The sequence below is a fragment of the Paenibacillus sp. B1-35 genome, assembly GCF_050474385.1.
GTDB lineage: Bacteria > Bacillota > Bacilli > Paenibacillales > Paenibacillaceae > Paenibacillus_B > Paenibacillus_B alvei.
On the sequence record NZ_JBCHVJ010000003.1, the window covers coordinates 212,407 to 233,540 of the forward strand.

Consider the following 21,134-nt stretch of genomic DNA (forward strand, 5'->3'; position numbering starts at 1 on the left):
TTGGCAAGATTTTAATTGATGCTGGCCGGAAGGGAGATTTATAATGATTATTGGGTATATGTGGAAGTGATAATGAATTGGAGGGGAGATTACATGCATTTGGAGCAAATTGATCTGTTCGATTTGGCTTTTAATAATGCATCGATCGGGATGGCAATCGTGTCGCTGGAGGGGAAATTTATGAAAGCAAATCACTCCTTATGCGAAATGATTGGCTATGAAGAACGTGAACTGCTCTCTCTGGACTATATGCATATTACCCATCCAGACGATCTGGAAGAGAGTATTATACATATTCAACGACTGCTGGACAAGCAGATCCCATCTTTTCATATTGAGAAGCGCTACATAGGCAAGTCTGGAGAAGTCATATGGATGCTCTTAACCGTATCGCTTGTTCATGATCAGGGCGGCAAGCCGCTTTTCTTTTTTTCTCAGTTTCAAAATATAACGTCGTGCAAATTGACAGAGAAGGTACATCTCCAGACGAAAGCGATTTTGAAGGAGAAGGAAGCGACCTTTCAATCCTTATTAGAAGAATTGCCGCTTGCTGTCATTGTTACGTATAACGGCATCATTCGTTATATGAATCGCGCTTCCGTTGCCTTAATCTGTGCTACTGACCCAGCGGACATCCTTGGCATGCCGGTTATCGATATTGTCGAGCCTTCGAATCATAAGCTTGTGTATGAGCGGAGACGCAGATATCAGGAGGGGACACGCTTAGGGCCAGTTAAATATGATATTCGCTGCTTAAACGGTGAAAGCAAATGCGTAGAAGGCTTTTCCCTCCCTACCACCTTTGTTGGGAAGAAGGCGACCATCGGCGTATATCAGGATATTAGCGATCGAAGCAAGGAAGAAGAGCGAATGCTGCAGTCTGAGAAGCTGTCCATCGTCGGGCAGTTGGCCGCAGGCATCGCGCATGAAATTCGGAATCCATTGACTTCGATTAACGGCTTTCTCAAGCTGATGCGTACGACGAAGACGGATAAGGATCAATATTTTGATATCGTGGAATCGGAGTTGAAGAGCATTGAGGTAATTGCAAATGAACTGCTGATTCTAGCGAAGCCGAATGTGGTCAACAGCCGAAGAACCGATCTCGTTCAACTGATGGAGCAGATCATTGCATTCATGAGCGTACAATCGACATTGAAGAACAGCAATATGATAACCGAGCTGTCGGAAGAGGCGCTTTGGGTTGATTGCGAGCCGAATCAGATTAAGCAGGTGTTCATTAATTTGATTAAAAATGCGCTTGAAGCGATGTCAGGGGGAGGCAATATTTATGTACGCGCCAAGCTGGATGGCGATTATGCAGCCATATCCATTCAGGATGAAGGCTGTGGAATTCCAGCTGATAAGGTGAACAGTCTCGGGCAACCGTTCTATACAACGAAGGATACGGGAACAGGCTTAGGGCTGATGGTCAGCTATAATATTATTGAAAAGCATGGTGGTAAAATTGAGGTGGACAGTGTGCTTGGCGTAGGCACCACATTTATCATCCGCTTGCCGCTAAGGTCGGATATCCCTGCATTTCCTACATGAATCGGCACCAAGTCATCGTGAAATTGGAGCCGCTTAAAGATGCCCACTTCATATTACGCTGAATGAAGGCACGCCTACGATCAGGAGATGCGACTACCGTATATCCAGCGAATTTACATGTTGAAAAATACGGGGTTTGGGATGAAAAAAAGGGGGGCACTATGAGTTATCAAAAGGCATTGGAACGCTATATGGAGGCAACGAATACACATGACTTCGGGAACGTGCAAGCTTGCTTGGATACAAGCGCCGTATATTGGTTCTCGGATCGTACATGCAAGACGCTTGAGGAGATTCGGGCATATTTTGAACATGCCTGGGAGGTTATTCAAGATGAAGTGTATTCAGCCTCCGATGTACAGTGGATTGCAGTGGACGAACAGACGGCTGTATGCTTGTATACCTATCATTGGAGCGGACTTTATCAAGGGAAACCGGCTGAGGGAAGCGGGAGAGCGACGAATGTGTTCAAGCTCATTGCAGGAGAATGGAAGCTGGTGCATGAGCATCTAAGTGCATTGAAATAAGCAAGTACCCATGAGAACAGAAGGGAAAAAGGGAGGTCGGCTGCCTTTTTCCCTTCTGCAGCTCGACATCCCTCTAAATACAATCCTTATGCGTCTAAGTTCGCTAATTCATAAATGGCACGCGCATAAATAGCAGTTGCCTTTAGCAAATCATCGATCTCAATGTATTCGTCTACACGGTGAGCCATTTCTTCTCTTCCTGGGAACAAGGCGCCGAACGCGACTCCGTAGTCCATGAATGCAGCGTATGTACCGCCGCCCGTAGTCAGCAAGGTAGGCTCAAGCTGAGTTTCTTCCGCATACACCTTTTGCAGCACCTTGATCATCGGATGCTCTGCATCGACATGGTGCGGCTTTTTCAAGTCCGGTTCTTCTACGACGAAGCCGAATGCATCCATCTTCGTTGCCAATGTGTCCAAAATGGACTGTAAATCCTGCGTAACTGGGAAGCGGATATTTAGATGGAAAAACGATTGCTTGTCCGCACCGTATTCGAATATGCCCGCATTTACCGTCAATGGACCTGTAATGTCATCCTTATAAGCGATGCCCAGCTTGCTGCCCAAGTGATCATCCGTCAAATAAGCATCTACGCAGCGGATATAACGATCCGCATCTGCTTGGAACGTGTACGAACGCAAAAATCCGAACAGCTTTAGTGCAGCATTAATGCCTTGATGAGGCTCCATGCCATGCGCGGATTTACCTTTGAGGCTGAGTGTAATATGGCCGCCGTTTACTTCGGAAGAGCCTTTCAATTGCTGTTCAGTGTAATAATTTTCGAACTTGGCTGCCAATTCTGCAAGAACAGCAGCATCGCCAGAAATAGTTGCAGTCGCTGATTCAGGCACCATATTCTCAACACCGCCGCCATGGAAGGACACCAATTCAAGCTGTCCCGCTTGACGATCGGAAGCAGAGCTGTTGTCCGGCTGCAGCAGGAAGCGGGTATTGATTTGTCCCTTTTCCGCATGTGTAATTGGGAAATCGGCATCTGGCGCGAAACCGTAAAGCGGCATTTTCTCACGCTTCGTATAGGTCTTCATGCATTCCATGCCGCTTTCTTCATCTGCACCGAAGATGATGCGTACATTGTGCTTCAAGGGCAGACCAAGCTCCTTCACGATTTTCAAACCGTAATAAGCAGCAAGCGTGGGCCCTTTATCATCAATGGCGCCACGTGCAAACAGCTTGCCTTCACGAATGTCAGGGGAGAAAGGAGGGGTTGTCCAATGTCCAGTTGCAGGGACTACGTCAACATGGCATAATGCTGCAACATATTCACCGCTCTTCGATTCGCCGTATTCCGCGTAGCCTACATAGCCGTCCAGGTTTGTCACACGGTATCCGTCACGACGAGACATGTCCAGCACATAATCAAGCGCACGCGCTACATTGTGACCCATTGGCTTGCCAGGCTCACTCGTGGTGGCATCCTTTACACTCTCGATGCTAAGCAATCCATTAAGATCTTGCAGTAGATCGTCCTTGCGCTTCAATACTTCTTCCATCCAATTCATCAAGCCGCACTCCTTTTGTATTGAAATTGAACATGTGTTAGTGGTTGATTAGTGTTGATTAGAAGCGACGTTCATCCATGAACATATGATTGCCGCCTGAGCCTAATTATAGCAGGTGCAGACCAGTAACAACATAGAAGCAGTATTGAAATCCGGGATATTGTGCCTGTTGTTTATATTAGGAATAGATGTTTTATCAAACCCGGTCACTCTATTTCAGATAAAGTCTATTCGAATAAAAAGCTTGTGCAGCAAGTATCGGCGAGACGGTAGCTGCATATTATCTATCAACCCATTCATTACATGGTGTATAAGGGGGATACAATGAAATGAAATCGCTTACGAACAAAATGGGAATGAGCTTGCTGCTGGGGATATTGGCAGCGAGTGGCTTGAGTTCATTTGGATATGCGGCGGGAAATGGCGCCAACTCCATAGCAGTGAATGGTACGGTCAAGTCGCCAGTAAATAAATTGAACGTCGGACAAGAGGAATGGAACACGTATGATGCAGCTCAGGTACAAGAAAGAGTGGACAAGGTCAAGGAGCTGTTGAAGGCTGCAGAACAACGATTGAAAGAAGTGAAAAGTCAGTTTCGTGATGTGCCGTATTCTAGCATAGATAGCAAGCTGATGATGGCGAGATCTGCCTTGGCAGCCGAGGAATGGGGGAATGAGCAGCGCAGTTTGAAGGAACGCGGCAAGAAGCTGAAGGAGCTTGAACGCTTTGCTCAGGAGGCATACAACTTGAGCGCAGAGTCGCGCAAGGTAGAATTACGCGGCATTTGGATTGAGCCCCAAGAGACGAATGCCGAACAAGTGCGCGAGCATATACAGCGAATTAAGTCCGCACATTTGAATGCAATATATATAGCAGCGGAATCCGCCGCTTCCTCCCATAGGATCGCCCAATCTACGGATGTGAAGTTTGCAGCATTTGATCCGGTGCAGGTATATGGAGCGGAAGGAGCCAAGCTTGGTGTGGCAGTGTTTGCTGTAGACAGCAGGGATAGGGGGCGGATTTTGTCCACTGGAGGAATTGGCACGCTGGGAGTAGCGATAACGGATCATCCCGTCTGGACGGTTGCTGCTGTGAAGCTTGGTGAGCATGAGGCGGCAACTGAGAAGCTCCTTCAAGAGCAGCGCTCGCTTCATGGAGCAGGGCTCGTGATTATTGATGAGAAATCCTACTTCAATGGAACTGTGGATTGGCAGTGGTGGATGGGGGTGTATCGCAGCCCGGCTGTACTTCCTGACTATCGCTCTGCTCAGCCTATAGGGCTGCTGCTTGAACAGATGTCACGCAAGATCGGTTCGATTTATGTCCCGCTCCATGGCATAAGAGAAGACGCTGCGACGCGTTATAAAAGTCAGTTGGATCAATTGTCATCGAGCATCTATGGGATGAAGAAGTGGGACAAAAATGGTGCGCAATCGATACGCGGAATTCTAAATAACCTTAGGGAGGATATAGGCCGTGATTGGGGCATCGAGGAGGAAGTAAAGCTTCGGATGAGCTTCGATATAGAGGAGGGAATTGCACTTTGCGATGCTTATTTAGCTCAGTAAAGGAGATGGCAGTGACTCTTTTAGCAATTTAGTATCAACAGGTTTTGCTATACGTTGATGGAGCCGAATGACAGGCTGCTTTGTCTGCAATAGAGACGGGGTAGCCTATTTTTTTGTTTGTATTTTCCGAATGTTTGGCTTGAACAAGCGAGGTTCGATGTGAAAAGAAAATACCCCTGAAGAACATGTCATTCAGGGGCGCTGCGCTACGATTACGATTGCAAAGGCGGATTTTTATGGCACTTGCGGCATACCGGATAATAGGTATCATTTCCTCCGATTACAATCTGTTCTCCTGTATAGACAGGCCTGTTATTTGTGTCAACACGTAAATTCATCGTTGCTTTACGTTCGCAGAACCAGCAAATCGTTTTCATTTCTTCTATTTTATCTGCGTACAACAGCATGTAACGGCTGCCCTCGAACAGTTCATTGCGGAAATCATTTTTTAATCCAAAGCCCATAACTGGAATATCAAGCTCATCGACAATGCGGGTAAGCTGCATAATTTGAGCATGATCTAAAAATTGCACTTCATCAATAAGTACACAAGAGATAGGGCCTTCATGATGCTGTACAATCTCGAATAAATTGGTGTCTTCGTAGATCGAAATTGCCTTGCGGCGCAAACCGATTCGAGAAGATATATACCCGCTCTCGTCTCGATCATCTACAGCAGGGGTGAAAATCAGCACCGATTTATTCTGTTCCTCATAATTATGGGCGACCTTCAATATTTCAATAGATTTCCCACTGTTCATTGCGCCGTATCGAAAATATAACTGAGCCAACTTCGCCACTCCGTTCCATTCTATGTTGATGAGATTATAGAATAGCATAGGAAGCGTCTCAGGTACAGAAACAGAAGTGGTTTAGCTTATTAATCCAGAATAACAGCGTGATCAGGCTGGCCGTGTATCTGGAATAGTAAGCGAAGCTGCGCTTCCGTGTTGCGTTCTGCTGACAATGGCGGGAGCTCGTTCTCGGCGAAAAATCCCACCCCGCTTGTTTCTGTGCCGCTCATTGCTTCTCCTCCGATAATGTCGCACAGGATGAACAATTTATAAACATGGTTCGGTTCCGGCGGATGCTGGTGGAAGCGCTTGTCAAGCACGGCAAGCAACCGAATGGCCCGCGCTTGGAATCCGGACTCCTCTTGAATCTCCTTCACAACAACCTCAGATGGAGAAAAACCGATATCCGCCCAGCCGCCTGGCAGTGACCATGCTCCGTCTGCTTTCTCCTTCACGAGAAGGAGCTTTCCGTCGCGGAAGACGACGCCTCTCACATCAACCTTCGGCGTAGCATAACCAGTATCGCTGGCAAAAGATACGCGAACCTGCTCCTTATCAACATCTGAGCAGGATGTCATCATATCCACACTAATATCGCGCAGTTCCTCATAACGCTCGCGGTCGTAGGGATTGTCTGAATAGGTCAATCCGATTTGGGCAAGTGCTTGAATCCGCTTGGCCCAGTGGAGCTGGCGCCATTCAATGGCTGGATGCGCTATCGATTGCTGCACAAGTTCCGTAAGCTCGGATGGCTGTGAGAAAATATCATGAGGTGCCTTCTCAAAGGTTGCAGACTGAACGGTACCAAACCATTTGGCGCCTATTGTATGCACGTTAGCAGCTAAGCCAGCCTCAATATCCGCATTGCTGTCACCGATCCAGATCGCCTCGTCTGCACGAACATGAAGTGCGGCAAGTGCAGCATGAATGCCTTCAGGATCCGGCTTCGGTTTCGTGACCTCATCGCCAGTTATCGCAATATCCACATATGGAGACAAGCCGAGCGCTTCATTAGAAATTTGATAGGCACGGCGGCCCTTCCCTGTAATAATGCCGATTGCTATGCCTTGCTCTTTCAAGGCTTGCAGCATCTGAATAATAGCGGGTGAAGAATGAACAAGGCTGGCATGCCAATTGTGATACAGCTCAAAATATTCCTCGATAGCGGTCGGCAGGAGGCCTCTATATTTCATATTCGCAGTTAATATGCCCTCTTCTGTTGGGCCGAACATGTCTATAATCTGTTCCTTGGACACCATCCGATTGTCATATCGTTTAAAAATGTCTTGGAACACGTGAAGAGTCAAGGGCAGCGTATCGGCTAATGTTCCATCAAAGTCAAACAGAACGGCTCTGATCATTGCATTCATCCTCCTTGGTGGATTACGAGATTATGAGCACTTGTACATGATTGGCCTTCATTGCATGGTCTAATTCAGGTGAGAGCGGTTGGTTCGTAATGAGCATATCGATGTCTGTTAAAGACAAGCCTCGATAATAATGCGTGTGTCCAAGCTTCGTATGGTCGGCAAGGACGATAGTCTGTCTAGAGCGGCTGGCGACTTCTTTTTTCATATATATGTCTTCTTCATAGTGATAATAAATGCCTGCTTCCGAGATTCCCGCTGCACCTAAAAAGGCTTTATCGAATTGAAAATCGCGCAGCTTGTCTATCGTCGAATATCCAGAGAGATGCCTTGTCTTAGGTTGGACAATCCCTCCTAGCAGATGCGTCTGAACGGCTGCATGATTGGCCAGCAAGATGGCGTTATCAATGGAATGGGTAACGGCTGTTGCACGCGCAGCCTTTAAATAGGGAATCATGCTGTGCACGGTAGTCGATACATCCAAAAAAACCATATCGTGATCTTGGACAAGCTTCGCTGCTTGTCGCCCAATTCGTCCCTTGCCGTCAGTTTCATTGTTTAGCCTTGTCGCATATGCTTCGATCTTCTGCTCCAGCCGTGGAAGTGTGATCCCTCCATGGGTACGTGTAACGGCACCGCTCTCTGTCAGCTTCACGATGTCGCGCCGCGCCGTATCTCGAGATACGCCGAACATGGCACATATTTCTCCAACCGTCATCGTGTCATGCTGCTCAAGATGCGTTAAGATGCGCAGCAAGCGCTCTTCTTGGTACATTTTTGCTATCACCTCATGACGTTAATCATAAGTATATATAAGTAATATTTCAAGTGTATATAAGTAAAATGCGCATACATAAGTCAATATTTGTTGTGACTGTTCTGTTTTTTTCGTTGTGCCACATAGGAGATTAGAGTCTTTTATTTTGTGGAAATTTTGGCTGAGGTGGTGTTGATTGAATGAAACAGGGATGGTATTATTTAGTTAAACAATGTTTTAAACGATGTTTAATAATAATGAGGGGGATTAGATGAAGCAAACTGATATATCGCTGGACACGAAGGGCAAAATTTTGAGCGCGGCTCTCGACATCCTGAAGCAGGAGGGATTCGAGCATATTACGATCCGGAAAATTGCAACCCGCTCTAACGCCAATATCGCCTTAATCAATTATTATTTCGGATCGAAGGACATGCTCATCAACGAGGCGATTAAGGAGCTATTATCTGGCTTTCGCAGCGCCTTCGACGTCCTTGATGAGCGAAGCATATCACCTCTTGCTCGGCTGCGAACGTTTTTAATCCAATATGTACAGGTCATTCAGCAATATCCAGAGATTATCACGCGTACGATGACCGCTGGCGCTGCGATGTTCGCCTCCCAGCAGGAGTATGGTGAATTTCTGCAAGCTGTTGGATTCGTTAAAGTCAAACATACCCTTCAAGAGATTACGCAAGAGGGAAATTCCGAAACACTGACCATGATGATGATGCAACTGTTCGGCGCTGTATTTCTCCCTGTCATGATGAAGCCACTGCTGGAATCAGGAACGGGAGTTGCGGTTGCATCTGTGGAAGCCCATATTGATTTGTTGTTTGAGCGTTATTTTAATACGGCTAACCGCTGAGTCGAGGATTGTTCGAATTGATGGATTACCGGTTACATGAAGCCAAGCATTCTTGTATGTAAAATGAAGACCATTACGCATGCAGTGGCGCTGCGACTGCGAACAGGAGGAAAGAGTTATGAATTTTCTCAGAAAGTATTGGCAGGATCTTGGGTTGGTTGTCGCTGCATTGGTCTGTGTGTACTTGTTTCTTGGGGGAACGGAAATTCCCGACATCAAGGTGATGCTCTGGTTGAGCTTCGTGGCCATACTTGTCCATCAATTTGAAGAATATCGATGGCCGGGCTACTTCAGCGGTCTATTTAATGCTGTTCTCTTTAAGAGCAAAAGTCCGCGGCAATTTCCGCTCAATCCCCAATCCGCAATGATTATTAATCTGATTATCGCTTATGGGTTCTATTTATTTCCTCTCCTCTTCCCTGACGTGATATGGCTTGGCCTCGCTCCTATGCTGATGGGATTTTTCCAATTCATTTGGCATGGCATTTTCGCAAATATCAAGGCAAAAACGCTGTATAATCCAGGACTTTTCTCCGTATTGGTGTTGCATATTCCGGTTGGCGGTTGGTATGTTTTTCATATCGTATCGAATGGCCTTGTTCATACAACGGATTGGATACTCGGGACGATTTACTTTGCGGCAGCCGTATATGTGCTTATCGTGAAGGGGAATATGTGGCTCAAAAATCCAAATTCTCCATACTGCTTTACGGTGAAGCAATTAGGGCCTTATGCCAAACATATGTAAACGAGCGGGGAATTTGATATCATTTTGTCTGCGCACTTTCTCTTCATGTATGCAGACCGGTTGGATACGGAATTTCATCGTCGAACGATAGAGGAGCTTTTACGAGTGGCGAAGGAGGAAGTGAGAATTTTCCCGCTGATTGATTTGGAAGGCAAGCGGTCGTCTCAGGTGGACGAAGTGATTCATTTGGTGCAAAATAGGGGCTGCGACGTACAAGAAAAGGAAGTCCCTTATGAGTTTATGCGCGGCGGCCTTGATAGGATCAAGGCTGCTTTTTTTTATTTGCGTAAATTGCAAAATTTACAAATCCAAAAAAATACGCACGATTCCCGTTAACATTCGTATGTGAAAATACTTCCAGAAGCCTATTGCAATACCTATTGCCATGAGAAAAGGGTGAAGACATGAATCGTAACATGTTAACGGTCATCGCAACGTCGCTAGCACTATCCACGATCATATCTACAGGTGCTGTCAGTGCAGCGGAAGCCAACAAAGGGCAAGTAAGCATCGCAGCAGTGACGAAGGAAGCAGCGAAAGCATCCAGTCAATCTATCGGGGTTGACGGTGCTAGCAGTAATATCCGCACGCTGAATGTAAAAGGGAAGGTATTGTACTCCGTTCGCGACATTGCCAATATATTTGGTGCGCACATCCAAGCTGAGAGCAAAAGCGTGATTACGCTGGTTGGAGGAAATCCAGCAAAAACGATTACGATCCAAGTAAACTCGAATGCTTATCAAGAAGACAGCGCAGCGAAGAGCTTCACAGTTGCGCCGCAAGAGCAAAAAGGTGTGATCTACGCTGAGCTTAACGTGCTTGTGGAAGCATTCGGTGGAGACGTAACGGGGTCTGGAAGCAAGCTGAATCTGATCAGGGTGAAGCCCCTCGAAGGCGACTTCAGCTCACCACGTGTAAACAGCAACGGTGAAGTGATAGCGGCTCGCGAATTCGATGGATCGGTTCAATTGTATAAATGGAATCCTACATACCGGGTATATGATGCATTGACTTTCAATGAAAACGCAGCGAACACAGCAGTTTCCCCTGATCTAAAGTGGGGGGTATTCACAGATGAGTCAAGCCAATTGTTTTTGATGAATATGAGTCTCGGAACGGCGCAAGCGATTGGAAAAGATACTTCCGTGAAAACAGATCTGACATGGTCGGCAGACGGCAAAAAAGTGTACTTTGTACAGGGGGACAAGCAGGAGAAAATTTCTTGCGTGAGCGTAGACAGCGGCAAAATTACGACTGTATTGGCTGACAAAGTTGAGAATAAGTCGGATATCCGCTTGTCTGCAGACGATAAGACGCTTCTCTATGCGGTGAACATTACGGGGGTGGCGAAAAATGACAAGGATAGCACAGAAGATTCCTTGTCCATCGACTTCTCTGGAGCAGGCTCCCAATTGTTTACGCTGGATTTGACTGCAAAGGATGCGAAGGCAGTTCAGTTGACAACGACGCCAGACAACAAGCTGTATCCGAACCTGTTGGCAGATGGACGAGTTGTATACGTAAGTGGCGATACGGATGGAGCGGTTGAGAACAATGTTTTGAAGGTTATTCAGGCTAAGGAAAAGAAAGTGTCTGATTTCGCAGTTGATGTAGACGTGTCCTTGGCGGTTACTTCCGCTAAAGGTCAATTGATCATCGCAGTGACGGAAAAGGACGGAAAGTCAAGCATCTATGCGGTGAAAGCAGACGGCGCCAAGTCGAAGCTGTACACAACAGAAGGCACAATTACGGAACTGTTTCCATCCGCAGACGCTTCTCAAATTGCCGTGATTGAAAATGGTCAAGTGAAATGGGTTGCAAATAATCAAGCAGTTGCATTAACGAAATAACCATTACGAAGGGAGAACATCACAATGAAAAAATTGAAAATTGCATCTTTGGCTATTTTAGCCTCTTTATTCCTCGTATCATCCGCTTTCGGCGGAGCATCTACCGCTCTTGCTAAGGAGGACTTGAAAGGCAAAGTAACCATTAATGGATCTACAGCCTTGCTGCCAATGACACTGCAAGCAGCGAAGGAATTCCAAAAGCTGCATCCAAAAGTGAAAGTTGCAGCTTCCGGTAAAGGCTCCATCACTGGACCGCAAGCTGTTAAGAAAGGCATCGCTGAAATCGGCGCGTGCGATTGGGATGCAAGCGTAGACGTTCCAGGCTTCAAAGCATTCGAAGGTCAAGTTGCTCACAAAGTAGCGGTAATTCCTTTTGCAACAATCGTAAACAAAAATGTGAAGGTGGATAACCTGACAACGGAACAGTTGAAAGGGATCTACTCCGGTAAAATCACGAACTGGAAAGAGGTTGGCGGCGACAATGCAGACATCGTTGTCATCACTCGTTCCTTCGGTTCTGGTACGCGCGTTAACTATCAATTGAAAGCATTGGATGGCGGCGACATCATGAAGAAAAAGGACAACTACAAAGAAGTTGGTTCTAGCGGCGACATGAAAACAGCAGTTGCAACAACTCCGAACGCAATTGGCTACATTGACCTTGTATATGTGAACAGCGATGTAAAAGCCGTGAAATTCAACGGCGTAGAAGCTACTACTGACAATGTCATCAAAGGCAAGTATCCAGTATGGGCTTACGGTTACTATATGACAAAAGGTCAGCCTACAGGTGCTACAAAAGCATTCATCGAGTATATTCAAAGTGCGAAATTCCAACAAGGTTCGCTGAAAAAGCTGAAATTCATCCCGATTTCCGCAATGAAGTAAACGGAACGAATCGCTGTAAGAGATTTCATTCACGGCCAGCCCTCAGGAAGTCGGGGGCTGGTTGTTCTATGGGGGAACGAGAATGAGCACGCCTGTTCATGAACTAGCACCGCTTAGCGGAGCCAATATCCTTACTACAACGAAGAAAAGCAAGTTCGACCGATATGCTCGCGTACGATTTACGAACCGCCTGTTCCATTACTTATTTCTGCTGTGCATTCTAGCCTTATGTGCTGTGCTCGGACTGGTCATCTTCTTCATCGGCAAGACGGGGATATTGACCTTCCGCGATATTTCTCTAGCAGACTTCTTTTTATCACTCGATTGGACGCCGGAAGATGGAAAATTCGGGGCCGGTGCATTTATTATCAACACCCTGCTGCTGACAGGACTTACCCTGCTGATTGCAGTTCCGATATCTGTTGGCATGGCAGTTCTGCTTGTAGAGATTTCTCCAATGTGGTTTAAACACTTCGTTCGGCCAGTGCTTGATTTGTTGGTTGGTATTCCTTCTATAGTATATGGCTATTTGGGCTTAACCGTATTGATCCCACTGATTCGTGAATGGACAGGGGAGAACTTGGGAGACGGCCTGCTTGCAGCCGCGCTCGTTCTGTCCCTTATGATATTGCCGACCATATGTCGGGTAAGTGATGAAGCTATCGCAGCCGTACCGAAGAAATATCGGGAAGCGGCCTATGCGCTGGGCTCTACTCGCTTGCAGGTCATTATGCGGGTTGTGCTTCCGGCAGCGAAGCGAGGCATTATTGCAGCGATTATTTTGGGGATGACTCGTGCGATTGGCGAAACGATGGCAGTTGTCATGGTCATCGGCAACACCGCTCAGCTTGCCGGCTCTTTATTTACGCCAACGGCGGTGCTGACGAGCAACATTGTCATGCAAATTTCAAACGTAGAGTTCGATTCAACCTGGAACTATGCGCTTCACATGATGGCGTTTCTGCTGCTGCTTATCTCCTTCCTGCTTATTGTTGTCATTCGTTTTATAGGCAAAAAAGGGGGCGCACGCGCATGAGTTCGTTTTCCTCAACAGGCCAAAACAATCGAGCCAAGCTGTACAATCAGACGGCTACGGTGCTGTTTTACGCACTTGGAGCAGCCGTTCTGGTGCTCATCTTCTGGCTGCTGTATACGATTTTGAGCAAAGGGTTGTCTGGCATCACGCTGGAGTTTCTAACGAGGGTTCCAGAAGAAATAGATGCGGGCGGTGGCATTGGGCCCGTATTGTTCAACTCGTTCTATATCTTAATCCTGTCCTTGCTTATTTCCGTGCCTATTGGAGTAGGGGCAGGCATTTATATGGCGGAATATGCGCCTGCGAACCGCTTTACAGAAGGTCTTCGCATGTGTGTCGAATCCTTATCATCCGTTCCTTCTATCGTATTCGGGCTGCTTGGGCTCGCGATTTTCGCAGAATACTTCCAAATTGGACTCACAATATTGGGCGGGGCGGTAAGCTTGGCATTTTTGAATCTGCCCATGCTGTGCCGGGTTACGGAAGAGGCAATTCGAGATGTTCCGATCGAGCTGCGCAATGCAGCTTATGCGCTCGGGACGACGAAGTTTCAGACGATTCGCACGGTCGTTCTCCCTGTAGCCTTGCAAGCGGTTATTACTGGAATATGCTTGGTGGCAGGCCGTGCGTTCGGTGAATCGGCGGTTATTATTTTGACTGCGGGGTTGAGCACTTCCGGAGAAATGTGGGACTTCAACCTATTCTCGCCGGGAGAGACACTCGCTGTTCATCTCTGGTATGTGCAATCCGAAGCGATTGTTGAGGACGCTAGTCAAATTGCTGACAAGGCGGCTGCAGTCCTTGTCTTTGTCGTTCTATTCATCAATTTGGTGTTCCGCATTCCGCTCTGGTTCAACAACCGCAAATTGAAAAAATAACGCAAGCATAAATAAAGCTTCCCAAGATGGCTAATCTGGGGAAGCTTTACTCTTTTGTATGGATTAGAAGGATTGGAAGGTGACGAATTCGTGAACGGGCTTGCGATAGCCGCGCGGACGCGGGCTTGATGTATCTTCCTTGCCAAGGGTAATCATCATAACGGGAACGTAATGGTCTGGAATATTGAGCGCTGTTCGAACCATTTCGGGATCATAGCCAATCATTGGGCAAGTGTCCCAGCCTCTGTCTTTGGCAATAAGCATGAACTGCATCGCAGATAGGCTGGCATTGCGAATGGCATCCTCACGGCGGAAGGACTCCCCGCGATTGATGTAGAAATCCTTCGTACTGCTTACAAAGTGATCATACTCCTGCTTGTTAATCACGCCCAGATTCAGCAAACCTTCATTCAGGGTGTCCACATGTGTATAGGCGTTCATATCGCCCAGCACCACGATCACGGCTGAAGCGGTCAAGACTTTGTATTGCTTGTAAGCAGCCTCATACAGCGCATTCATCTTGTCTTTATCCGTGATAGCAACATAATGCGTATGCTGCAGATTGTAGGCGGATGGAGCGAACTTCGCAAGTGAGAACATGTCACTCAGTTCTTTTTCCGAAATTTCGATATCCTTAATAAATTTATTGGCTGAGCGTCTTTGTTTGACGATGGTTTCGATATCATGCATAGGTCTCATCTCCTCTTACGTCTTATGATAGCATGTTCGGGTATTCATTGTTGTAAAAAGATCATACCATATTAACTATAAAAAAGTAAGTGAATTACGAAAAAATATTAAAAATAATTAGCCATGCGTTTACAAATGATTGCTCGTCCTTGTTATATCAGCAAAAAACCCGCAAACCGACCACCATGTGGTGCATTTGCGGGATAATCGCATGTCATTTATTCCGTCCATAACTGTGGATGATCTGAGGATACAAGTTGTGCAGCTCGAGCATTGCTCTCGACCTGGGCTTCGTTTTTGCATCCAGGGATGACACATGTAACAGCAGGGTGGCGCAGACACCAAGCAAGTGCCCATTCCGCCATGCTGACACCCTCCGGCACTTCGGTCTGGCGAATGTGCTCGGCTTGCTGCAAACGCTCATCAATGAACTGCTGCTCATGACGATGACGCACATCATTGGCGGCGAAGGAAGCACCTGGCTTGTACTTGCCGCTCAAGAGGCCGCTAGCAAGCGGAACGCGTGCCAGAACGCCTAGATTCTGCTCGATACAGGATGGAAATACATCCTGCTCTGGGCCTCGGTCAAGTCGATTGTACACGACTTGGATGACACTTGCGCCCACGTCTGTTGCATTCGCCGACTGGTGCATGCTATTGCTTTTATTTAAGGATAGACCGATATGACGAATTTTACCGGCTTGCTTCTGTTTGTCCAGCATTGTCCAGAGCGCGTCATTATTGAAGGCATCGTCATCACCTGAGTGGAATTGATACAGGTCGATATACTCAGTCTTGAGCGCACGCAAGGAATCATCCAGTTGCTTCAATACCTCTGGAGCATCGTATTCATTTGTCCGATTCAGGTGAGAGTGGAAATGGTGGCCGAACTTCGTTGCAACTACCCAATCCTCACGATTGTCCCTGCTCAAATAATCCCCTATGAAGGATTCCGAAAGGTGATCGCCGTAGCATTCAGCTGTATCAATGAAATTAATGCCGAGCTCCTTCGCTTTGTGAAGGGTGGAATCGACCTCTGCTTGTGTATAGTCATGTCCCCATTCACCGCCGAATTGCCAAGTGCCTACACCAATTACAGACACTTTCATTCCTGTCTTGCCAAGCTTGCGATATTGCATGGAAGAACACACCTTTCTTATGTATTAAAAATTTGACTTCATAAAGTGGATGATACTTATCGTAATCATAGCATAGGGAGCCGATTCAAGCCTAATCATGGAGCATATTTCGACCTGAGCTGAATGATATATGAAAAAAAATTAATTTCATAATCCGCTATTATTCATGATAATATGAGTTATAGTTGCAATGTATGCCCTATCATTATTACGTTTTTTGTCTTTATAACGCATGATTACAGGAGGAAAGTATGTATTATTTTTTAGCTTTTCTGATCTCTTCATGTATCGTGATGTTTTTGATACCTCCGCTGCGCAAGCTTGCGTTCCGGATTGATTTTGTTGACAAGCCCATGCCGGACAATGAGCGTAAAATTCATCGGGAGCCGATCCCGCTTACGGCGAGCATCGCCATTTTTGTTGCATTCATCGTTTCTTATGTGATTTTTGTTCGAAATTCTGCGATCGAATCAATTGCCATCATATGTGGTGGGTTGCTGATTCTCGCTATCGGAACAATCGATGACTGGTACAAGACGCACGGCAAAGAGTTTCCGGCATTGCCGAAGCTGCTCGTGCAAATATGCGCTGCCGTAATCGTGTATTTATCCGGGATCACCTTCGAAGGCTTTACGAATCCATTCACGCATGAATTTGTAAGCCTGCCTGCATGGCTCCAATGCATCTTGACTGTCATGTGGATCTTCGGTGTCACTACCGTCATCAATTTCTCAGATGGGATGGATGGTTTGGCAGGAGGATTAACTGCGATATCGGGCGGAACCTTGTTTGCAGTCGCCCTGGCTCAAGGTCAGAGTGTATCTGCGATGATGGCGATTATTCTCGTCGGAGCTTCTATCGGCTATCTGCGATTCAACAAGCCGCCGGCAAAAGTATTTATGGGCGACGCAGGCGCGACATTCCTTGGCTTTATTCTCGGCGTTATCGCTTTGGATGGCGCATTTAAGCAGGCCACTGTATTGTCCTTGTTCATTCCGATATTGGCCTTAGGTGTACCGATTCTGGATAACGTATTCGTTGTTATTCGCCGGATGCTGAATGGCCAGCCTGTATATAAGGCGGATGCGACACAAGCGCATTACCGGCTGCTGGCAGGAGGTCTGAATCAGAAGCAGGTTGTGGCAGTGCTCTGCTTGGTTAATCTGTGCTTTGGTTTAACGTCTATTATTCTGACGCTGTTGCAGGTATAAGAGAATTGATGCATGACACAGAAAGCCTTTCCGTTCAGGAAAGGCTTTTTTTCGTGTTGTTCGGCTATACTTCGATATGCTTAATAATTCGTGCAGGATTTCCCGCTACGACTACGTTGTCTGGAACATCTTTGGTGACAACGGCTCCGGAAGCCACGACAACATTGCTGCCGATGGTGACACCCGGGTTGATGATCGCACGACCGCCAATCCATACACGATCCCCAATCGTAACCGGCTTCCCAAATTCAAGGCCGGAGATGCGCTCCATTGGGTTCAAAGGGTGAGTGGCTGTGTAGATATGAACGCCTGGAGCGAGGAAGCAGTTGTCTCCAATATGAATCTCGCATACGTCCAGCATCACACAGTCGAAGTTGGCATAGACCCCTTTGCCAAGATAAATATTATAGCCATAATCACAGCGGAAGGTTGGTTCAATGTACACGCCTTCGCCTACTGAACCGAACAACTTCTGTAGTATTTCTGTCCGTTCGCTGTAATTCGTTTCTAACGTTTGGTTAAACATGCGGGTAAGGCGCCTTGCAAATTCACGATCCTTAACGAGTTCTTCATCTGCGGCCATATACATGTCGCCTGCTATCATTTTCTCTTTCTCAGTGCGTATGGTCATTGCGAATAACTCCTCTCCAATCCCTTTGTCGAGTAGGGGGTAATACCGTTATTATCGACGGAGGCATCTGCATTTGCAAGGGAAGGGGAAATCTCTATTTCTGTGGTAAATAGGGAAAACGATGCGATATTCGTCGAAATTTGAAACTTTTACAAGCAGGGATATGTCTAAATAAATAGAATCCCTATGAAAGGACATGATTGTGAAAGGAGCGGGACGAATATGAAAAAGTGGCTGCTTATCATGATGAGTATGTTGGTATGGGCGGGGTTCTCGATGCCAGCACAGGCCGAACAAGCAGTGCCATCCGCTATGCAGCAGGCGAAGGTTTACTTCAATGGATACGATATTTCGGAGTGGAAGTGGGATCAGCAGCATATTGTCGTTCCGCTGTTTGCATTTGATGATTATAGCTATTTCAATCAAGATGGCAGTAAAGGCAAGCAGGACGTTACCTACAAATGGGATGCAGCTGCTAAAACGGTATGGGTATATTCTGCTGATAAATCACGTACGATTAAACTCATTGCAGAGCAGCCCAGCGCATGGGTAAATGGAAAAAAGGTAGCATTGGACGCGCCTGTTCGGATTATAGAGGGCCATACGTATGTGCCGCTGCGTTTTATTAGTGAAGCGCTAGGCGGCAAGGTCAAATGGGATGCGAAGAAGAAGGCTGCGATCATCCGCACGCCGGAACGGGTGAAGCGTGACGAGATCATACGGACGGGTGAATTAGAGGCAGCTCGACAGGAAGCGCTCCGTCTCCCGTTTGTCTATCCGAACCGAGAAATTAAGCCGCGGTCGGAAGGCTTCGAGGCGACCATCGTGTTCCCGGAAGGGGAGGCGCTTCGCTACCGCTATCATATTAAGGATGTTACCAGTGTTGTAGCGATCACAGAGGACGGATTGGCTGAGGTCGTATGGCAGGGAAGAACGGGAACAAGCGCGGACAAGCTGTTTGAAGAAATCGGCAGCAAACCTGACTTTGGCACATCTATGGTATACTTCCGTCATTCCTTCCCGGTGGAGAACTTCGTAACGTATGGTAAAATGGATGCGCAAGGTCGTACGACCGAGCTTGGCAAGTTCGACGTGATGCTGAAGCTGCGCTCGAATGCGGACGCAGTGATATCTATTCGAGGAGAGAAGCGGACGGATGCACGCCCACCTCAGGAGGATCGAAAGTAAGGAAGGAGCAATCATGAAGGTACGAAATAAACGGTTTGTGTGGTGGCTGCTCGCCACGTTGGCCTGGATGGCTTTTATCTTTTATAAGTCTTCACAGTCGTATGGAGAGCAGGATTTGCGACCTACGCTCGCTGCGTGGCTGCCGCTATCTATGCTTGAGCATTGGCTTCCGTCTATTGAATTTACGTATGATGGGGGCTTGGTGACTTGGAAGCAGCCCTATGATTTTGTAGAGTTTTTTATTCGCAAGGGAGCGCATGTAGCTGAATATGCGCTATTGACATTTCTGGTGATTCGTGCGCTGCTTGCCTTGAGATGGGAACGATGGATGGCCATTGCTGCCGGCGCTGTCATCTCTGTTGCCTATGCAGCATCGGATGAGTGGCATCAGAGCTTCGTGCCGAATCGAACTGGACACGCGATTGATGTCGCAGTAGACTCGATTGGAGTTGTGCTTGTTGTGCTGTTATTCCTCATTGTGGGGAGGTTCAGCCGCCGCAAGAATAAGGGAAGAGGGCTGCATTTCCCGTAATGTTATAGGCAAGGATACGTTAGTAAGGCCGCTGGAGATATGTTCTCCGGCGGCCTTATTGTTTATTTATTGCGGCTTAATGACTTCCATGCCGCGCATGTAAGGCTGCAGTGCCCGTGGAATACGGACAGTCCCATCCGGCTGTTGGTGATTCTCCAGCAGCGGGATGAGAATTCGCGGGCTGGCTACCGCTGTATTGTTAAGCGTATGGCAATATTGAAGCTGTCCCGCTTCATCACGGTAGCGAATATTGCAGCGGCGGGCTTGGAAGTCAAGCAAGTTTGACGCGGAATGCGTTTCACCGAATTGGTGGCGGGATGGCATCCACGTCTCGATATCGTACTGTTTATATGTCTTTTGCGACATGTCTCCCGTACATACTGCCATGACACGATAGGGAAGCTCCAGCGCTTGCAAAATTGCTTCCGAATAGCCCACCATTTCCTCCAAAAGCTGATTCGACAGTACGGCATCATTCGGGGCGATGATAACTTGCTCCACCTTGGCAAATTGATGGACACGGTACAAGCCGCGGACATCACGGCCTGCAGAGCCTACTTCGCGCCGGAAGCAGGCGGATACGCCAGCCATGCGGATCGGTTCGGTGACATCTACGATTTCATTGCTGCAGTACGAGACGAGGCTAACTTCTGAAGTGCCCACGAGCCACAGACCATCTTCCGGCATGGCATAGCATTGATCCTCGCCAAGCGGGAAGAAGCCGGTACCAATCAGCGCGTCCTGACGAACCATGAGCGGCACATCCATAATGGTGAAGCCGTGATCCATGAGCAGATCAAGTGCAAGCTGCTGTACCGCACGATGCAGCAGAAGCCCGGCATTTTTTAAATAATAGCCTCGGGATCCTGCCACCTTAACCCCACGACGAATATCCATAATGCCTAATCGTTCGCCAAGCTCGACATGATCAAGCAGGGGATAATCGAAGTTGGGCAGCTCGCCTATCTGCCGCACTTCCACATTATCCTCATCCGAAATTCCGATCGGAGTATCTGGCGAAGTGATGTTTGGCACAAGAAGCTGCAGGCGGCTGTATTCTTGTTCGGTTTCTGCCAGCTTCGCTTCGTGCTGCGCAAGTTTGTCATTGCACTGGCGAACTTGTTCCTTCCATGCTTCCGCTTCACTTTGTCGTTCACCGTCCCGTATGGCAGCAGCTATACGGGACGTAATTGTGTTGCGCTCCTGGCGCAGGGCTTCTGTCTCCTGCAGCAAATTTCGCCGAATCTGATCACAAGTGAGCAGTTCCTTTACTTCGAAGGGGATGCCTTTTTGCTGAGCTGCCAACTGCACCTCGTCTGGATAATTGCGAATCCATTTCATGTCTAGCATAGTCACCGTCTCCTTTACCGCGATTCCTGTTAGTAGAA

21 protein-coding genes are annotated in these 21,134 nt (G+C 47.4%); 13 read left to right on the forward strand and 8 right to left on the reverse strand.

Features of this window, described 5'->3' with window-relative positions; genetic code table 11:
* Positions 1 to 93: 93 nt before the first annotated feature.
* Both ACQ5BJ_RS12775 and ACQ5BJ_RS12780 read left to right on the forward strand, forming a co-directional pair.
* Complete coding sequence (locus ACQ5BJ_RS12775; RefSeq protein ID WP_268599434.1) at positions 94 to 1,554, forward strand: PAS domain S-box protein; 1,461 nt, start codon at positions 94 to 96, stop codon at positions 1,552 to 1,554.
* Positions 1,555 to 1,715: 161 nt separating this feature from the next.
* Positions 1,716 to 2,081 carry a YybH family protein gene (locus ACQ5BJ_RS12780; protein WP_268621969.1) on the forward strand — a complete coding sequence of 122 codons (366 nt, stop codon included), beginning with the start codon at positions 1,716 to 1,718 and terminating at the stop codon, positions 2,079 to 2,081.
* A gap of 86 nt (positions 2,082 to 2,167) precedes the next feature.
* Here the strand turns inward: ACQ5BJ_RS12780 and pepV are convergent, their stop codons facing one another.
* Positions 2,168 to 3,601, reverse strand: a complete 1,434-nt coding sequence (gene pepV, locus ACQ5BJ_RS12785; protein ID WP_289356479.1) for a dipeptidase PepV — start codon at positions 3,599 to 3,601, stop codon at positions 2,168 to 2,170.
* A gap of 329 nt (positions 3,602 to 3,930) precedes the next feature.
* Here pepV and ACQ5BJ_RS12790 point away from each other — a divergent pair, with 329 nt between their 5' ends.
* Positions 3,931 to 5,169 (forward strand): hypothetical protein, encoded by a 1,239-nt coding sequence (locus tag ACQ5BJ_RS12790; protein WP_430110732.1) that lies wholly within the window; start codon positions 3,931 to 3,933, stop codon positions 5,167 to 5,169.
* Positions 5,170 to 5,381: 212 nt separating this feature from the next.
* Here ACQ5BJ_RS12790 and ACQ5BJ_RS12795 read toward each other — a convergent pair whose 3' ends face one another.
* From ACQ5BJ_RS12795 to ACQ5BJ_RS12805, 3 genes are all read right to left on the reverse strand, one after another.
* On the reverse strand, positions 5,382 to 5,960 hold the full coding sequence (locus tag ACQ5BJ_RS12795) for a thymidine kinase (RefSeq protein ID WP_040735495.1): 579 nt from the start codon (positions 5,958 to 5,960) through the stop codon (positions 5,382 to 5,384).
* A gap of 89 nt (positions 5,961 to 6,049) precedes the next feature.
* Positions 6,050 to 7,324 carry an NUDIX hydrolase N-terminal domain-containing protein gene (locus ACQ5BJ_RS12800; RefSeq protein ID WP_326847662.1) on the reverse strand — a complete coding sequence of 425 codons (1,275 nt, stop codon included), beginning with the start codon at positions 7,322 to 7,324 and terminating at the stop codon, positions 6,050 to 6,052.
* Between the two features lie 22 nt (positions 7,325 to 7,346).
* Complete coding sequence (locus ACQ5BJ_RS12805; RefSeq protein WP_430110729.1) at positions 7,347 to 8,105, reverse strand: DeoR/GlpR family DNA-binding transcription regulator; 759 nt, start codon at positions 8,103 to 8,105, stop codon at positions 7,347 to 7,349.
* Positions 8,106 to 8,358: 253 nt separating this feature from the next.
* Between ACQ5BJ_RS12805 and ACQ5BJ_RS12810 the strand changes: the two genes are divergently transcribed.
* The 7 genes from ACQ5BJ_RS12810 (at position 8,359) to pstA (ending at position 14,355) form a co-directional block, all read left to right on the forward strand.
* Positions 8,359 to 8,955 carry a TetR/AcrR family transcriptional regulator gene (locus ACQ5BJ_RS12810; protein ID WP_430110727.1) on the forward strand — a complete coding sequence of 199 codons (597 nt, stop codon included), beginning with the start codon at positions 8,359 to 8,361 and terminating at the stop codon, positions 8,953 to 8,955.
* Between the two features lie 118 nt (positions 8,956 to 9,073).
* Positions 9,074 to 9,703: an HXXEE domain-containing protein gene (locus ACQ5BJ_RS12815; protein ID WP_268621975.1), complete on the forward strand. Its 630-nt coding sequence runs from the start codon at positions 9,074 to 9,076 to the stop codon at positions 9,701 to 9,703.
* A 105-nt stretch (positions 9,704 to 9,808) separates the two neighbouring features.
* A complete protein-coding gene (locus ACQ5BJ_RS12820; RefSeq protein WP_262866429.1) occupies positions 9,809 to 10,039 on the forward strand; it encodes a hypothetical protein in 231 nt (76 codons plus the stop codon).
* A gap of 68 nt (positions 10,040 to 10,107) precedes the next feature.
* On the forward strand, positions 10,108 to 11,553 hold the full coding sequence (locus ACQ5BJ_RS12825; RefSeq protein ID WP_430110724.1) for a stalk domain-containing protein: 1,446 nt from the start codon (positions 10,108 to 10,110) through the stop codon (positions 11,551 to 11,553).
* 24 nt (positions 11,554 to 11,577) lie between these two features.
* On the forward strand, positions 11,578 to 12,441 hold the full coding sequence (locus tag ACQ5BJ_RS12830) for a phosphate ABC transporter substrate-binding protein PstS family protein (RefSeq protein ID WP_430110721.1): 864 nt from the start codon (positions 11,578 to 11,580) through the stop codon (positions 12,439 to 12,441).
* Between the two features lie 82 nt (positions 12,442 to 12,523).
* Positions 12,524 to 13,477, forward strand: a complete 954-nt coding sequence (gene pstC, locus ACQ5BJ_RS12835; protein ID WP_430110718.1) for a phosphate ABC transporter permease subunit PstC — start codon at positions 12,524 to 12,526, stop codon at positions 13,475 to 13,477.
* The gene (gene pstA / locus ACQ5BJ_RS12840) at positions 13,474 to 14,355 is read left to right on the forward strand and encodes a phosphate ABC transporter permease PstA (protein WP_430110716.1); all 882 of its coding nucleotides are present in this window, start codon (positions 13,474 to 13,476) and stop codon (positions 14,353 to 14,355) included. Before pstC ends, pstA begins: the two co-directional genes overlap by 4 nt.
* 63 nt (positions 14,356 to 14,418) lie before the next feature.
* On the opposite strand, the gene ACQ5BJ_RS12845 is transcribed toward pstA, so the two are convergent.
* Both ACQ5BJ_RS12845 and ACQ5BJ_RS12850 read right to left on the reverse strand, forming a co-directional pair.
* Positions 14,419 to 15,045 carry a nitroreductase family protein gene (locus ACQ5BJ_RS12845; RefSeq protein ID WP_268621982.1) on the reverse strand — a complete coding sequence of 209 codons (627 nt, stop codon included), beginning with the start codon at positions 15,043 to 15,045 and terminating at the stop codon, positions 14,419 to 14,421.
* Between the two features lie 218 nt (positions 15,046 to 15,263).
* Positions 15,264 to 16,184 carry an aldo/keto reductase gene (locus ACQ5BJ_RS12850; protein ID WP_430110713.1) on the reverse strand — a complete coding sequence of 307 codons (921 nt, stop codon included), beginning with the start codon at positions 16,182 to 16,184 and terminating at the stop codon, positions 15,264 to 15,266.
* A gap of 251 nt (positions 16,185 to 16,435) precedes the next feature.
* Between ACQ5BJ_RS12850 and ACQ5BJ_RS12855 the strand changes: the two genes are divergently transcribed.
* A complete protein-coding gene (locus tag ACQ5BJ_RS12855; RefSeq protein WP_005544101.1) occupies positions 16,436 to 17,395 on the forward strand; it encodes an MraY family glycosyltransferase in 960 nt (319 codons plus the stop codon).
* 64 nt (positions 17,396 to 17,459) lie between these two features.
* Here the strand turns inward: ACQ5BJ_RS12855 and maa are convergent, their stop codons facing one another.
* Positions 17,460 to 18,026: a maltose O-acetyltransferase gene (maa, locus tag ACQ5BJ_RS12860; protein WP_289356455.1), complete on the reverse strand. Its 567-nt coding sequence runs from the start codon at positions 18,024 to 18,026 to the stop codon at positions 17,460 to 17,462.
* A 222-nt stretch (positions 18,027 to 18,248) separates the two neighbouring features.
* Between maa and ACQ5BJ_RS12865 the strand changes: the two genes are divergently transcribed.
* Both ACQ5BJ_RS12865 and ACQ5BJ_RS12870 read left to right on the forward strand, forming a co-directional pair.
* Positions 18,249 to 19,214 (forward strand): copper amine oxidase N-terminal domain-containing protein, encoded by a 966-nt coding sequence (locus tag ACQ5BJ_RS12865; RefSeq protein ID WP_268621986.1) that lies wholly within the window; start codon positions 18,249 to 18,251, stop codon positions 19,212 to 19,214.
* A gap of 13 nt (positions 19,215 to 19,227) precedes the next feature.
* Positions 19,228 to 19,746 carry a VanZ family protein gene (locus tag ACQ5BJ_RS12870; RefSeq protein WP_005544098.1) on the forward strand — a complete coding sequence of 173 codons (519 nt, stop codon included), beginning with the start codon at positions 19,228 to 19,230 and terminating at the stop codon, positions 19,744 to 19,746.
* A gap of 66 nt (positions 19,747 to 19,812) precedes the next feature.
* On the opposite strand, the gene serS is transcribed toward ACQ5BJ_RS12870, so the two are convergent.
* Positions 19,813 to 21,096: a serine--tRNA ligase gene (gene serS, locus ACQ5BJ_RS12875; RefSeq protein ID WP_289356453.1), complete on the reverse strand. Its 1,284-nt coding sequence runs from the start codon at positions 21,094 to 21,096 to the stop codon at positions 19,813 to 19,815.
* Positions 21,097 to 21,134 lie beyond the last annotated feature (38 nt).